This is a genomic window from Paenibacillus sp. FSL R5-0912, assembly GCF_000758605.1.
Lineage (GTDB): Bacteria > Bacillota > Bacilli > Paenibacillales > Paenibacillaceae > Paenibacillus_AQ.
The window spans coordinates 5704480-5719002 of record NZ_CP009282.1; the positions used below are offsets into that span (position 1 = coordinate 5704480).

The 14523-nt window shown below is 52.4% G+C and carries 14 protein-coding genes; 2 read left to right on the forward strand and 12 right to left on the reverse strand.

All coding sequences use genetic code 11. The features are described 5' to 3' along the window. Positions 1 to 42: 42 nt before the first annotated feature. The 8 genes from R50912_RS36265 to pyrR form a co-directional block, all read right to left on the reverse strand. Positions 43 to 168, reverse strand: coding sequence for a hypothetical protein (locus R50912_RS36265; RefSeq protein ID WP_269322075.1), 126 nt, complete (start codon positions 166 to 168; stop codon positions 43 to 45). Positions 169 to 337: 169 nt separating this feature from the next. Then, the gene (gene pyrE / locus R50912_RS24180) at positions 338 to 979 is read right to left on the reverse strand and encodes an orotate phosphoribosyltransferase (protein ID WP_042238472.1); all 642 of its coding nucleotides are present in this window, start codon (positions 977 to 979) and stop codon (positions 338 to 340) included. Then, positions 976 to 1692: an orotidine-5'-phosphate decarboxylase gene (pyrF, locus tag R50912_RS24185; RefSeq protein WP_042243167.1), complete on the reverse strand. Its 717-nt coding sequence runs from the start codon at positions 1690 to 1692 to the stop codon at positions 976 to 978. Before pyrF ends, pyrE begins: the two co-directional genes overlap by 4 nt. Before the next feature lie 194 nt (positions 1693 to 1886). Beyond that, positions 1887 to 5108: a carbamoyl-phosphate synthase large subunit gene (carB, locus tag R50912_RS24190; protein ID WP_042238473.1), complete on the reverse strand. Its 3222-nt coding sequence runs from the start codon at positions 5106 to 5108 to the stop codon at positions 1887 to 1889. 1 nt (position 5109) lies between these two features. Next, complete coding sequence (gene carA, locus R50912_RS24195; protein ID WP_042139367.1) at positions 5110 to 6288, reverse strand: glutamine-hydrolyzing carbamoyl-phosphate synthase small subunit; 1179 nt, start codon at positions 6286 to 6288, stop codon at positions 5110 to 5112. Between the two features lie 76 nt (positions 6289 to 6364). Beyond that, entirely contained in the window at positions 6365 to 7645 is a 1281-nt protein-coding gene (locus R50912_RS24200; protein WP_042238474.1) for a dihydroorotase, read from the reverse strand. Between the two features lie 116 nt (positions 7646 to 7761). Next, positions 7762 to 8670, reverse strand: coding sequence for an aspartate carbamoyltransferase catalytic subunit (locus R50912_RS24205; RefSeq protein WP_042238475.1), 909 nt, complete (start codon positions 8668 to 8670; stop codon positions 7762 to 7764). A 2-nt stretch (positions 8671 to 8672) separates the two neighbouring features. Then, positions 8673 to 9251: a bifunctional pyr operon transcriptional regulator/uracil phosphoribosyltransferase PyrR gene (gene pyrR, locus R50912_RS24210; RefSeq protein ID WP_042243170.1), complete on the reverse strand. Its 579-nt coding sequence runs from the start codon at positions 9249 to 9251 to the stop codon at positions 8673 to 8675. A gap of 79 nt (positions 9252 to 9330) precedes the next feature. Between pyrR and R50912_RS35750 the strand changes: the two genes are divergently transcribed. Next, a complete protein-coding gene (locus R50912_RS35750; RefSeq protein ID WP_197072975.1) occupies positions 9331 to 9633 on the forward strand; it encodes a hypothetical protein in 303 nt (100 codons plus the stop codon). A gap of 173 nt (positions 9634 to 9806) precedes the next feature. On the opposite strand, the gene R50912_RS24215 is transcribed toward R50912_RS35750, so the two are convergent. Further along, the gene (locus R50912_RS24215) at positions 9807 to 10619 is read right to left on the reverse strand and encodes an inositol monophosphatase family protein (protein WP_042238476.1); all 813 of its coding nucleotides are present in this window, start codon (positions 10617 to 10619) and stop codon (positions 9807 to 9809) included. A gap of 281 nt (positions 10620 to 10900) precedes the next feature. Between R50912_RS24215 and R50912_RS24220 the strand changes: the two genes are divergently transcribed. Continuing rightward, a complete protein-coding gene (locus tag R50912_RS24220; protein ID WP_052416661.1) occupies positions 10901 to 11464 on the forward strand; it encodes a GNAT family N-acetyltransferase in 564 nt (187 codons plus the stop codon). Between the two features lie 288 nt (positions 11465 to 11752). Here R50912_RS24220 and R50912_RS24225 read toward each other — a convergent pair whose 3' ends face one another. The 3 genes from R50912_RS24225 to R50912_RS24235 form a co-directional block, all read right to left on the reverse strand. After that, complete coding sequence (locus R50912_RS24225) at positions 11753 to 12652, reverse strand: IS3 family transposase (protein WP_052416189.1); 900 nt, start codon at positions 12650 to 12652, stop codon at positions 11753 to 11755. Positions 12653 to 12687: 35 nt separating this feature from the next. Beyond that, positions 12688 to 13011, reverse strand: coding sequence for a transposase (locus R50912_RS24230; protein ID WP_042236251.1), 324 nt, complete (start codon positions 13009 to 13011; stop codon positions 12688 to 12690). A gap of 243 nt (positions 13012 to 13254) precedes the next feature. Then, positions 13255 to 14508 (reverse strand): LL-diaminopimelate aminotransferase, encoded by a 1254-nt coding sequence (locus R50912_RS24235; protein ID WP_042238477.1) that lies wholly within the window; start codon positions 14506 to 14508, stop codon positions 13255 to 13257. Positions 14509 to 14523: the final 15 nt, after the last annotated feature.

Consider the following 14523-nt stretch of genomic DNA (forward strand, 5'->3'; position numbering starts at 1 on the left):
TTTCCCGATTCATCCGCCTTCTATGGTAGAGATCCGTTATCATTACACAAAATCCTGCCCAAAATACAACATTTCCCTCATCCTATCGGCCCAAATCGAAGATTGTTGTAGAAAATGCAGCATTTCCTCTTCACCAAGCAGCTTAACGGGAATATTCTTGTATTTCATACAACAATCCTCCTGAACACCTGGCTATCCATGAGTCAAAGTTGTAAAACGTACAATATTTGTGTCCACACCGCTCAATAAGAAAACTCCAATGGGCAAGTAACAAATCAAGTGTGAGGAATAACAGTATTCAGCCGTCCTGAACCTGCTGACAGCCCACGAATCCCGCTTATACGCCGAACGCTGCAGGATCTTTGCGCCACGATTGCAGCAGCGCTACATCCGAATCGGCGATCGTGCCTTGAGCTAGCGCCACATCAATGAGTGTGCTGTAGTTGGACAGGCTTTGCAGCGGGATATCCGCAGCGGCGAAGGCATCTACGGCGCGGTCCAGCTCGTAGCTGAAGATGGCCAGTACGGCCAGCGGTACGCCGCCCGCTTCCTGCACAGCCTGCGCGGCCTTGATCGAGCTGCCGCCGGTGGAGATCAGATCCTCGATCACGATCACCTTCTGGCCGGGAGCGATCAGTCCTTCGATCTGGTTCTGCTTGCCGTGGCCTTTGGCCTTATCACGGATATAAGCCATCGGCAGACCGAGCTTATCGGCGACCCAGGCCGCGTGCGGAATTCCGGCGGTTGCAGTTCCGGCAATCACTTCAGCATCCGGATAGCTGCCTCTGATCAGCTCTGCGAAGGCGTTGGCAATGTAGCTCCGGACAACCGGGAAAGACAGGGTCAGGCGGTTATCGCAATAGATCGGCGATTTGATGCCGGACGTCCAGGTGAACGGCTCCTGCGGACGCAGGGCTACCGCTCCAATCTCCAGCAGATAACGTGCAACTTGTTCACTTTTATTCTCTAATGGGCTCATACTTCGCTCATCTCCTCAATAATGGTAAGTGCTGCGGCGCGCGGATCTGCCGCCGCTGTAATCGGCCGGCCCACTACCAGGTAGTGGCTGCCCTGCCGTATAGCTTGTCCCGGCGTCATAACCCGGGACTGATCGTCCAGCGAGGCACCGGCAGGCCGGATACCCGGGGTCACTGTGCGGAAATCCGGTCCGCAGGCTGCTGCGATCACCGCTGATTCCTGCGGCGATGCCACCACGCCATGCAGCCCGGCTTCTGCCGCAAGCATGGCGTAACGTACTACGGTGTCCGTCACCGTACCGTTGATGCCGATTTCGCTGTTCATAACCTCCTGGCTGGTGCTGGTCAGCTGGGTCACCGCAATAATGAGCGGAATATGCAGCGACGGATGCAGGCTGACGGCCTTGGCGGCACCTTCCAGCGCAGCAGACATCATGGCAGCTCCTCCGGCGGCATGCACGTTGAACATATCAACGCCCAGCATGGTTAGGCTCTCAGCCCCCCCCCGTACGGTGTTCGGGATATCATGCATTTTGACGTCCAGGAAGACCGAATAGCCGCGTTCCTTCAGCTCCCGGATGAAGTCCGGCCCGGCAGCATAGAACAGCTGCATGCCGACCTTCATATAGCAGGGGATACCTGTGAGCTGTTCCATTAGAACCCTAGCCTGTGCTGCGTCCGGATAGTCCAGGGCAACCATCAGCCGTCCGGCCATTTCATTACGCTTTTCTACTTGTCCGATGTTCTCATGTTCATGTTGCTGCTGTGCTGCGGTCCCATCCATTTGCCAGCCTTCTTTCTTTGTTCAAGTGATAACAAGCTCTGCAAGGTCCCGGGCATAGGTGAACGGCTTGCGCTAACGCAAACCGTTCCTATAGCAGCCTGTAGCGGCTGCCCTCACCCTATATGTTATTGTCCGACAAAAGCAGGCATCGACTGTGAAGAGAAGTTAATCGTCTGCAGCATTCTCAGCAGTGCGGTTACGGTATCCAGCGAAGTCATACATACAACGCCGTTCTCTACTGCTTCCCGGCGGATACGGAACCCGTCACGCTCAGGCGTCTTGCCTTTGGTCAGTGTATTGAAGACGAAGTTCGCCTGACCGCCGCGGATCAGATCCAGAATGGTCGGCTCACCTTCATCCAGCTTGTTAACGTTCATCACGTTCAGCCCGGCCTGCTCAAGTGCCGCTGCTGTACCGCCGGTAGCGATGATTTTGTAGCCCATGGCATGGAAGCCCTTCATCAGCTCAACCGCTTCAGCCTTGTCTTTGTCTGCAACGGTAACGATGATTGCTCCGGTAGCTGGAATCTTCATTCCTGCGCCGATCAGCCCTTTGTACAGCGCTTTGGCATACAGCTTGTCGCGGCCCATAACTTCGCCGGTCGATTTCATTTCCGGTCCAAGAGTCGGTTCCACTCTGCGCAGCTTGGCAAAAGAGAACACAGGTACTTTTACAGAAACGTAGTCGCTTTCCGGCCACAGCCCTTCTGTATACCCGTCTTCCTTCAGCTTGCCGCCGAGGATGATTTTGGTTGCCAGATTAGCCATTGGAATGCCTGTCACCTTGCTCAGGAAAGGAACCGTACGCGAAGAGCGCGGGTTAACCTCGATCACATACACTTCGTTCTGATAGATGACAAACTGGATGTTAACCAGTCCGATCGTCTTCAGTTCCTTAGCGATCTTGATCGTGATCTCAGAGATCTTCTGCTTCAGGCCTTCATCCAGGTATTGCGGCGGATAGACGGCGATGGAGTCACCGGAGTGAACCCCTGCGCGTTCTACATGCTCCATAATTCCCGGAATCACTACGGTCTCGCCATCGCAGATCGCGTCGACTTCAACCTCTTTGCCCAGCATGTAACGGTCGATCAGCACCGGATGCTCCGGATTAACCTTCACCGCTTCAACCATGTAGCTCAGCAGCTCTGTATCGTTGTAGACAATCTCCATCGCACGGCCGCCGAGGACATAAGATGGACGAACCAGCACCGGATAGCCCAGCGCCTGGGCTGTTTCAACGGCTTCGTCAATGTTGATAACCGTTTTGCCTTTTGGCTGTGCGATATCCAGACGGGCCAGAAGCGCTTCGAATTTCTTGCGGTTCTCCGCTTCATCGATACTCTCCAGGCTGGTGCCCAGAATGTTCACACCAGCTGCGGCGAGTGGCGCAGCCAGGTTGATGGCTGTCTGTCCACCGAACTGTACGATAACCCCGATCGGATTCTCCTGGGCGATCACGTTCATCACATCCTCGAAGAATAGCGGTTCAAAGTACAGGCGGTCTGATGTATTGAAATCCGTCGACACCGTCTCTGGATTATTATTGATAATGACGGCTTCATAGCCGGCTTTCTGGATCGCCCATACTGCATGCACGGTAGAGTAGTCGAACTCGATACCCTGGCCGATACGGATAGGACCGGAGCCGAGCACGATAACCTTCTGTTTATCGGAATGAATCACTTCATTCTCGGTCTCATAGGTCGAGTAGTAGTATGGCGTTGAAGCTTCGAATTCGGCGGCGCAGGTATCGACCATTTTGAATACCGGAACCAGACCCTGCTGCAGACGCAGCACGCGTACTTCGGATTCCTTGGTGAATGCCCCGCCCGGACGCCCTTCGGCACGGATCTCGGCAATCGCCCGGTCGGTGAAGCCCTTGCGCTTGGCCTGATAGAGAATTTCTGCGGACAAGGTTTCTTCCGCGCGGATCTCGTCCTCGAAGCTCACGAGGCCTTCGATCTTGGACAGGAACCACCAGTCAATATTCGTCATATCCTGAATATCCTGCAGCCCGTAGCCGCGGCGGAACGCTTCTGCGATCAGGAACAGGCGCTCATCATCCGCTTTGGCGAGTCTATTACGCAGTACACTGTCTTCAAGCAGCTCTGCGCCAGGCAGACGGAAACGGTGCACACCGATCTCCAGCGACCGGATCGCCTTGTGAATCGACTCTTCGAAGGTACGCCCGATGGCCATCACTTCTCCGGTTGCCTTCATCTGGGTACCCAGCTTACGGTTCGCAGAGATGAACTTATCGAACGGCCAGCGCGGGATTTTGCTGACGATATAATCCAGTGTCGGCTCGAAGCAGGCATAGGTCTGTCCGGTAACCGGATTGACGATTTCATCGAGCGTGTAGCCGAGGGCGATTTTGGCAGCCATCTTGGCAATCGGATACCCGGTCGCCTTCGACGCCAGCGCCGACGAGCGGCTTACGCGCGGATTCACTTCAATGACATAGTATTGATAGCTCTGCGGGTCCAGTGCGAACTGCACGTTACAGCCGCCTTCGATATTCAGCGCGCGGATAATCTTCAGTGAAGCGCTGCGCAGCATCTGGTACTCACGGTCAGACAACGTCTGGCTTGGCGCCACTACGATACTGTCGCCTGTATGTACGCCAACCGGATCAAAGTTCTCCATGTTGCAGACTACAATACAGTTGTCGTTCTTATCACGCATCACTTCATATTCGACTTCCTTCATGCCGGCGATGCTCTTCTCCACCAGACATTGGCCGATCGGGCTGTAACGGATACCTGCTTTGACGGTTTCGCGCAGCTCTTCCTCATTGTCACAGATCCCGCCGCCTGTTCCGCCTAGCGTGTAGGCCGGACGGACGATCAGCGGATAGCCGATGCCGGCGGCGAAGCCCATCGCTTCTTCCACACTTGTGATGATGGCACTCTCAGGAACAGGCTGATCCAGCTCACGCATCAGCTCGCGGAACAAGTCGCGGTCTTCTGCTTTCTCGATGGATTCCAGCTGTGTACCCAGAAGCTTCACATTCTCGGATTTCAGTACGCCTGCACGGGCCAGCTCCACTGCCATGTTGAGGCCAGTCTGTCCGCCCAGTGTCGGCAGCAGTCCGTCCGGACGCTCCTGACGGATAATCGCCGTTACGAATTCCAGTGTGATCGGTTCAATATATACTTTGTCAGCCATATTGGTATCGGTCATGATCGTAGCCGGGTTGCTGTTAATCAGCACAACCTCTACGCCTTCTTCTTTGAGCGCCTGGCAGGCTTGTGTGCCCGCATAGTCAAACTCGGCGGCTTGGCCGATGACAATCGGACCGGAGCCGATAACCAGAATTTTTTTGAGTTTATCGTTCTTAGGCATGTTATAGTGCTCCTTTCACGGCTTCAAGCTGTGCTGCAGGTTTCGGTGCCGTGATTCTGGCATTGGCCGCAAGCTGCGCCTGGCGCGAGCCTGCCGGCAGTTTCGCCTTGTGGTCTGCGATCATCTGCAGGAAACGGTCGAACAAGTAGCTGCTGTCATGCGGTCCCGGCGCCGCTTCCGGATGGTACTGCACCGAAAAAGCGGGGTAACGGGTATGCTTCAGTCCTTCGACGGTCTTATCATTGTTGTTAATATGCGTAACTTCCAGATCCGTGTTCACTACGGATTCTTCATTAACCGTATAGCCATGGTTCTGCGAGGTGATGAAGCAGCGTCCGCTCTCCAGCTCTTTGACCGGATGGTTACCGCCGCGATGTCCGAATTTGAGCTTCTCGGTGTCAGCGCCGCATGCCAGCGCGAACAGCTGATGACCCAGGCAGATGCCGAAGATCGGATATTCGCCGAGCAGTTCGGATATGGTCTTAACTGCATATGGCACATCCTTAGGGTCCCCAGGGCCGTTCGACAGCTGGATTCCGTCGGGATTCAGGCGGCGGATCTCATCTGCAGTCACATCGTGAGGCACGACAACCACATCACAGCCGCGGCTGTTCAGCTCGCGCAGAATGCCTGTCTTCGCGCCGTAATCTACCAGCACGATACGTTCCTTATTACCGGGACTGCTATATGTCTTGGTTGTGGAGGTACGTGCTACCTGATTGCGCAATTCTTCAATTGTAGTATCGCCCATCATTTCCATCAGTTCTTCCACACGTTTATTCGAAGTGGTGAGGATCGCCTTCATCGTGCCGTGGTGGCGGATAATGCGGGTCAGCATCCGGGTGTCAATCTCGCTGATTCCGGGAATGCCGTATTCCTTCAGCAGATCGTCTACACTGTATTCAGCACGCCAGTTGCTGGGCACAGTCTCGTGACGACGCACCACAAAGCCGTGCACAAAAGGGCGCACAGATTCGAAATCATCACGGGTAATGCCGTAATTTCCGATCAGCGGATACGTCATGGTGACGATCTGGCCGCAGTACGAAGGGTCCGACAGCACCTCCTGATATCCCGTAATTCCTGTGTTAAATACAACCTCGCCCGTCTTTTCGCCTTCCGCGCCAAATGCGGTGCCTGTAAACAGCGTTCCGTCCTGAAGCAGCAATCTCGCCTGCATTCCCTTCCACTCCTTCTTGTTTCTGTAGTCTGATGCTTATGTCACGGCCGGCAGCCTGGCTGCCAGTAACCGTCAGTTATACTTCACTCCATACGGCTCTGCCGTCTACCCAAGTCTTCACCGGCCAGCCCTTAAGCTTCCATCCGCCAAAAGGAGTATTCCGCCCTTTGCTGGCAAACGTTGCCGGGTCCACTTCCTTCTCTTCATTCATATCAATCAGTGTCAGATCGGCAGGCGCGCCTACTGCAAGGCTGCCAGTGTTCAATCTGAACACCCGGGCCGGATCAGCGGTCATCCGCTGGACCAGCAGGGACAGATCCCATTTGCCAGTGGCCACAAAAGCGGTATACAGCAGCGGGAAGGCTGTCTCAAAACCGACGATGCCAAACGGTGCAAGCTGCATGCCTTTTGCTTTCTCTTCCGCACTGTGCGGTGCATGATCGGTAACGATGATATCCAGCGTGCCGTCCAGCAGGCCTTCGATGCAGGCTTCCACATCGCGGCGCGAGCGAAGCGGCGGGTTCATTTTCCAGTTCGCGTCCATGCCCGGAATGTCTTCCTCCGAGAGCAGCAGATGATGCGGGCACACCTCAGCGGTCACCTTGATGCCGATCTGCTTAGCCTGACGGATCAGCCGTACCGATTGCTCGGTGCTGACGTGGCACACATGGTAGTGAACGCCCGTAGCTTCAGACAGCAGTATGTCGCGCCCTACATGGATGGCTTCCGACTCATTCGGAATTCCCTTAAGTCCATGCTTGTCGGCAAACGTACCTTCCGCTACCGCGCAGCCCTCAACCAGCGAGTTGTCCTCGCAGTGGGCAATGACCGGCATATCCATTCCTGCCGCCAGCTTCATGGCATCCTTCATCATTTGTGCGCTCTGTACGCCTACACCGTCGTCGGTGAAGCCAATCGCTCCAGCCGCTTTCAGTGCCGCAAAGTCAGTCAGCTCAAGTCCCAGCTCATTCTTCGTAATGGCCGCATAAGGCAGCACCTTCACGAGTCCGGCTTCACGCGCCTTATCTTTTACCAGTTGGACGATCTCTGCACTGTCTGTTACCGGGCGTGTATTCGGCATGCAGGCGATAGTCGTGAATCCGCCTTTGGCCGCCGAACGTGCGCCGGTCTCAATCGTTTCCTTATGTTCAAACCCCGGTTCACGTAAGTGCACATGCATATCGATCAGTCCCGGGATCAGCAGCTTGCCTTCCGCTTCGATGATCTCTCCTGCTTCATCTACCGCTTCAGCGGCATCCAGAATCTTAGAGATTACCCCGTTCAACACGACAATATGCTTGCGCTCCAGCACGCCTTCTTGGCCCAGTACACTGGCGTTTTTAATGATCACGGTTATGATTCTCCTTTGTGCCTCAGGCCGCAGCCGTAAGCTCTTTAGTTATTATATAATAAAAATTCATCTTTGTGTATATTTATTAGTAAAGTTATGTGAGGTTTTTTTACGGAATCTTGCTACTGAAGTGCTCTCTCCATCACTGCCATCCGTACCGGGACTCCATTCGCCATCTGCGGGAAAATCCGTGACTGGCTGCTCTCCACCACTGCATCATCGATCTCCACATTGCGGTTGACCGGCGCCGGGTGCATGATGATCGTTCCCTTGTCCAGCTTCGCAGCGCGTTCTTCCGTAAGTCCGAAGTGCTCCCGGTACTCTGCTGCCGATAAAATAATACCGGAGGCATGCCGTTCCAGCTGCACTCTCAGCATCATAACCACATCCGCTTTCAGCGCTTCTTCCATTGAAACGTATGGAGCGTACGCGGCAAGCTCAGGAGCCTGCATATTCGCCGGTGCGCAGAACTGGACGCTTGCGCCCATCTTGGTCAATGCCCACAGGTTGGAGCGTGCCACCCGGCTATGCATAATATCTCCGATAATCGACACTTTCAGGCCCTTCAGTTCTCCGAAATGCTTGCGCATCGTGTACAGATCCAGCAGCGCCTGTGTCGGGTGCTCATTGTTGCCGTCTCCGGCATTGATCAGCGGGATGCTTACCTTCTCGGCCAGCTGCTGCAGCACGCCTGCAGGCTTCAAACGCACAACTCCGGCATCGATCCCCATCGATTCTAAGGTGCGTACGGTATCGTAGATCGACTCGCCTTTTTCTACACTGGAAGCTGCCGCCGTGAAGTTCAGGACCTGAACGCCCAGCCGTTTCTCGGCCATTTCGAAGGAGAAGCGGGTCCGTGTGCTATTCTCAAAAAACATGTTGGCAACAAAATGCGATCTCAGCACCGGCGTGAGCTTCTCGCTCTGATTGTCCCAGTAAGCCGTTCTGTTCAAAAGCTGGCTGATTTCCGAAGCGTCCAGTTCCTTAATCCCCAGCAGACTGCGTTCCTTCACTTTGGTTGCCGTCATCATTGTTATCGTTCCTCCCGGTTTGAAATAATGTACACTTCGTCCTTGCCGTCGAATTCGGTCAGTGACACTTCAATCTGCTCATGCCTGGAGGTGGGTACGTTCTTGCCAATATAGTCAGGGCGGATCGGAAGTTCCCGGTGTCCGCGGTCAGCCAGTACAGCAAGCTGGATCATCCGCGGCCGTCCGCAATCCATCAGCGCATCCATCGCTGCCCGGATCGTTCTGCCGGTGTACAGCACATCGTCGAACAGAATCACTTTCTTGTCCTGGATGCCGCTGCTGCCCGGGGGCAGGATCAGATTGCTGTTGACCACAGCCTTGTCCATCGACTCCCTGTTGTCGCCGCCTTCGCGGTCATCGCGGTAATGCGTGATATCCAGCTCACCGTAAGGTATATCCACGCCTTCAATCTCCTTGATGCGCTCCGCAATCCGCTGGGCCAGATAAATCCCTCTCGTACGGATGCCGACCAGCAGACAATTCTCAATACCCTTGTTCTTCTCCAAAATCTCATGTGCAATGCGTGACAGTGCCCGGCGAATCGCCGTTTCGTCCATAATGACATTTTTTTCAGTAACCATCATCGTGCCATCCTCCTACTTGATCGCCTGCTCAAGTTCCCGGATAAACAAAAAACTCCTTGCCCGAAACAGGCAAGGAGTGAAATCCGCAGATTCAAAAAGATGGCGTGTCCGCGCGCATAAAAAGGCACTCCGTACTCATACGGATTCCTGCTTCCATGTTCGCGAACCTCGATTCACGTTACCTTGCCAGCCTCACGGGACTGATTTAAAGGCGCATATTCAACTAAAGGGAATTATGACAGAAGAAAAGGGTGGTGTCAAACTTTCTGCAAGATTTGTTTTGGTGAAGGGCGCGGCTGCGGTGATTTTGGACTTCCGGCCGCTGTTATGTTTGGATTTCCTGATTATTACCGCCGCCGCGGTAGAAATCCAAACATAAAGGCGGACGCTCCGCTCCTTCCAGTTCCAAAATCCCCTCCGCCGCTTCCACCTAAACGGGGTGAAAGATTCCACCCCACCCCGAGTTGGGTGGGGCAGGAAAGGCGGTACTATAGCGCTGCGCTGATAGTGCATACTCGGAACTAAAGCTATCCTGAAAAGCGAATGAACCTTTTATTCAGATTCCTTCCGCAATAATGTCAAGAGATCATCGAAGATTCCGGGTGTAGCGAATACGGCCTCTTCACCATTGAGTTCATTAGGGATGTGATCAGGCACCATATGTACATTGCAACTTAATGCTCCCGCCTCCCGTGCAATCAAGCCTGCGGCGGCTACGTCCCACGGTGAAAGACTTTCCGTATGCGCATCTAATTTACCGGACGCCACATAACAAATGTCTACTGTTGGTGCGGCAAAACGCCTAATGTCGCGGCAGTTCCTTCTGAGTCGGTTCACTCTTTCGATTGCTGGCTCCAATTTTGCTGGATCATGCGGAAAACCTGTGCCTATGACAGCATCTAGCAGCGAAGTACATGTACGAATTTGTAAACGCTCACCATTGCAATAAGAGCCTTCTCCTTTAATCCCAACATAAGTACAGTGCAAATCTGGCGCATATACTGCTCCTGCCAGCACTACGCCATCAAGGGCAAAAGCCAATGAAACGCCGTAATGCGGCAGGTTGCGAGCAAAATTAACTGTTCCATCTAAGGGATCAATTACCCAAACCGGACCGTCAAACTTGAAATTATCCCAGTTATGTACTCCATTTTCCTCAGAAAGAATTCGATGACCTTGAAATTCATCCATTATGGCTTCTTGAATGATTTTTTCCGATAACCAATCAGCGGATGTCACAAGTTCACCATAATCCTTGTAATTCACTTCAATTTTTTCCCGGATGCGCAATTCGGAAATTCTGTCACCCGCTTTTGTTACAGCCTGCTCTGCAAACAACGCTAATTCACGAAGGTCGAACTTCATTTCGTTCACATTCCTCCTTATAGTGCGTTTCTTTTATGTAATTTCTTAAATACAGTGTTGATTATGGTATCTGCTTAATATGGAATCATCAACTATTTGAGAGACAACTTGATGACTCGGTTGCTTCAATTTAATCATACCTTCAAAAAATAATCATTGCGTAAATTCACAGAATTATCCAGCTTATAAAAAATTCGTGAAATGATTGAACTATCCTGCCCGCTGGCATATTTTCGTTCCCGCCCCGCCTCTGCTATGATAAAAATGGAGGCGAACAGATCATGGACCTGGAGTTTATTACAGTAGATAAATGGGATGAACAGCTCTGGAAGCAGATGGAGCCGGTGTACCGGGAGGCTTTCCCGAGCGGCGCTAAGTCAAAAGGGATTCTCCGCAGTATGCTGGAGCGGAAGATTGCTTATCTACATGCGGGACTTGATCAGCAGGGGCAGGTTGTCGCTATGGCCGTTACTGGGGTCGTGGGAAAGACTGACGATAAGGTACTGATCATAGATTACTTGGCGGTCGATAAGGAGCTGCGCGGGGCGGGTATGGGAACCTGGTTCCTCGTACAGATCAGGGACTGGGCTGTTCAAGAACACAACGTACGGGGAATCATCATCGAAGCTGAATCCGGAACCTCGGATACACACAAGGAGCGCATTCATTTCTGGGAGCGGAACGGATTCGTCCTGACCTCCTATGTCCACCAGTATGTCTGGGTGCCCGAGCCTTATCAGGCGATGCTGCTGCCACTGGATGGTAGCGGAAATGTACCGGACGATGGCGAAGCGCTATTCCGTTATATTAATGCCTTTCACAGCAAGGCCTACCGGAAAGGTTAGGCTGCTGTTCCAGGTCAGCCGTGAGTTTCCGGCTGGCTTATCTTTATATTCGAGGCTGCTAACCCCACCTTACTCTCACCGTCACATGCATACTGTCCCCCCCTGTTACCGGCCTGTCCAAGTAATGTTGCACATTTTACAGGATTTTTGCTCCGTAAATGCATCATTGGGTTTAATGTTTTATTTTTTACAGCATTTAGTATGAATATGCACTTACCTCTGAAGCGGATCGGTTCGGCCCCTTAATTATGGAGTCATTCTCTTGAAATCTCTGGTTCTTGCAGTTTCTTAAAGTGAGATGTTTACCTCTGCCACTTGGCCTGCTCTCCATGCCGCATGGTATTGGTTAGGACTCAATCGGTTTAAACTGCCGTGAAAGCGGCGTTCGTTGTAAAATTCAATGTACTCCGTGACAGTCTCGTAGGCTTCTTCAAAGGTTTCAAAGTACATTTTGCTGTAGAGATCTCGTTCTAAAATGCTGTGGAAGGACTCAATATATGCATTCATATTCGGCGTTTTAGGCGGAATCCGTTCATGAATCAAAGGTTCATCCGGGTCCATACACATCTCTGCAAAAGCATGACTGAGAAATTGAGGACCATTGTCTGAGCGAAGAATAGGCCTAGCCCCTCCAGGCTGTATACGGGCCTTCAACGCCTGCTTAATGGTCGTGCAGATCTCCTTTGCACTGCAACTTGCACCCAAGTGGTAGCCGACAATACAGCGGTCAAACACATCAATCATGTCAAAGATAAAAAAGAAGCGGTCGTAGCCATGAACGTATCCGTACTTAATATCTATTTGCCAAAGTTGGTTGGCTCCGGTAACCACGCGGTTTTGGGCAAGCCGTCTTGGATATCTCACTTTCTTGTCAGGCTTCTTTTGGAGCAGCCCTAGCTTTTTACAAAGCCGGTAGGCCTTCTTGTGGTTCAGAATTAAGTCATGCTGGATGTAGAGGGCATGCGCTAAGTTACGGTAACCGTAGCCGTGTTCCTCGCCTGCAACGAGTTCGCTAAGCCATTCTTCGATCTGCTCGTCGCTGACCTTCTGGCCGTCTTTCGTCAACGAATACGCTGGGATCGGTCTTCCGGCTGTCCCTAAGCTTACCGTAGATTTGGTGTTCTCCTTTTGACGCTGTTTGCGGGCATAGTAGGTCGATTCCAGCACACCCACCAGCCGAAGTACCACCGATACCGCATAGCCCCGCTTAATGCTTTCATCGGCTATTTCAAGTCTGTCTTGTAAGCGGGGTTGGTCTTTTTTAGCAGTTCACGCAGGAGTTCGATCTCCAAATCCTTTTCGCCCAGCAGTTTAATCGCAGTGTCCATTTTGGTCTCTAACTCTTGGACACGTTTGGCATCTTCAATACGTTCGTTAACTGAAGGTGTCGCTTGCTCACCAAATCGTTCTTTGTAGAACTTCACCCAGTTCGTAATCGTGCTGGGAGAAACTGAATATTTACGGGCGAGGAAAGAGAGCTTCGTCCCATTAATCGCTTCCTGGGCAACTTTAATCCGTTGTTCATCGTACAACTTGTTACTTTTCATGTCCTCATCCCCTTCTCTATTAGTGTACCTTATGCATCTTTAGGACTCCAATTCGATTAGGGGGCTTAAGAGGGATTGTTGTAAAAAGTGCAGGATTTGCGCTTTCAGTGCCTGTTTCGTCTGAGTAAAGTTGCAGTTTGTAACATTTGACCAGACCGAAGTGGATAGTGAGGCTCGGGAGCGATCGGCTGCCATAATAAAAAGCCGCCGCAGATTCCTCTGCAGCGGTCTCATCAACCAAACTTAAAATTCGAATTCAACGTCGCTAAGGCGTCTTTGAATTTCAGAAATTACACGCTTCTCATCTTCTTCACCTTTGGCGACGAAAGTCACGGAGAAACGCACGAACGCGCCGGCATCATCCCAAGGCACGGTGGAGATCAGCTTCTCGCGGATCAGGAACTGCGAGAAGTCCTCGCCGGATTCGAAGCGGCGTCCGCCTTTGACACCTTTTGGAGCAGCTACATACAGGAAGAAGGACCCCTTCGGTTTCTCTGCCTTGAAGCCCAGGCTGTTCAGTGCATCCACCAGCATGTTGTGGCGGCGGGAGTATTTGGCAGCAATCGCTTCGGTAATCTCTGGATGAGACAGACCGTATGCGGCAGCTTTTTGAATCGCGATGAATTGGCCGGAGTCATTGTTGTCCTTCACATCACTGAAAGCCTTAACGATCAGCGGGTTGCCGGCAACGAAACCGATTCTCCAGCCGGTCATATTGTAGGACTTGGACAGGGAGTGCAGCTCCACGCCGACATCCTTGGCCCCAGGTACGGACAGGAAGCTCAGCGGCTTCACGCCATCATACGTCAGTGCTGCATAAGGAGCGTCATGGATAACAACTACATCGTATTTCTTCGCCCAGGCTACTACTTCGCTGAAAAATTCAGGAGTTGCGCTTGCGCCTGTAGGATTGTTCGGATAGTTCAGGTAGAGCAGCTTCGCCTTGTGTGCTACATCCTCCGGAATGGAGTTCAGGTCAGGCAGGAAGTTATTCTCCTTCTTAAGCTCAACGGAGAATACTTGTCCGCCCAAATACTTGGTGTGGGTGCCCAGCACCGGATAACCCGGAACGGTCATGATCGTGATGTCGCCCGGATTAATGAAGACGGACGGCATCATCGCCAGCGCAGGCTTCGAACCGATGGAATGTACGATTTCATTTACCGGGTCGATGCCGTCTACCTGGAACACTTCCTTCAGATAAACAGCAGCAGCCGCTTTGAATTCAGGAATCCCGTTGTCAGAATATCCGCGGTTTTCTTCTTTGGCAGCTTCAAGGGCAAGTCTTGCCACAATGCCTTCATCCGCCATTTCGTCCGGCTCACCGACGCCCATGTCGATCAATTCAATGTTAGGAAAATCCTGCTTCGCCGATGCTTTGGCGCGTTTGATTTTCTCGAATTTGTAGATGGAAGTGTCCTTGCCATATCCGGCGCCGCCGATGCGGTCCGCAAAATTAGTCTGAATGAATGTATCCTGATAGTGTTCAATACTCATAATCTTCGTCTCATC

Bases quoted from the DNA above. Each gene is read 5' to 3' on its own strand.
- R50912_RS36265 (WP_269322075.1), bottom strand. From the start codon at position 168: ATGAAATACAAGAATATTCCCGTTAAGCTGCTTGGTGAAGAGGAAATG.
- pyrE (WP_042238472.1), bottom strand. From the start codon at position 979: ATGAGCCCATTAGAGAATAAAAGTGAACAAGTTGCACGTTATCTGCTG.
- pyrF (WP_042243167.1), bottom strand. From the start codon at position 1,692: ATGGCCGGACGGCTGATGGTTGCCCTGGACTATCCGGACGCAGCACAG.
- carB (WP_042238473.1), bottom strand. From the start codon at position 5,108: ATGCCTAAGAACGATAAACTCAAAAAAATTCTGGTTATCGGCTCCGGT.
- carA (WP_042139367.1), bottom strand. From the start codon at position 6,288: ATGCAGGCGAGATTGCTGCTTCAGGACGGAACGCTGTTTACAGGCACC.
- R50912_RS24205 (WP_042238475.1), bottom strand. From the start codon at position 8,670: ATGATGACGGCAACCAAAGTGAAGGAACGCAGTCTGCTGGGGATTAAG.
- pyrR (WP_042243170.1), bottom strand. From the start codon at position 9,251: ATGGTTACTGAAAAAAATGTCATTATGGACGAAACGGCGATTCGCCGG.
- R50912_RS24215 (WP_042238476.1), bottom strand. From the start codon at position 10,619: ATGAAGTTCGACCTTCGTGAATTAGCGTTGTTTGCAGAGCAGGCTGTA.
- R50912_RS24220 (WP_052416661.1), top strand. From the start codon at position 10,901: ATGGACCTGGAGTTTATTACAGTAGATAAATGGGATGAACAGCTCTGG.
- R50912_RS24230 (WP_042236251.1), bottom strand. From the start codon at position 13,011: ATGAAAAGTAACAAGTTGTACGATGAACAACGGATTAAAGTTGCCCAG.
- R50912_RS24235 (WP_042238477.1), bottom strand. From the start codon at position 14,508: ATGAGTATTGAACACTATCAGGATACATTCATTCAGACTAATTTTGCG.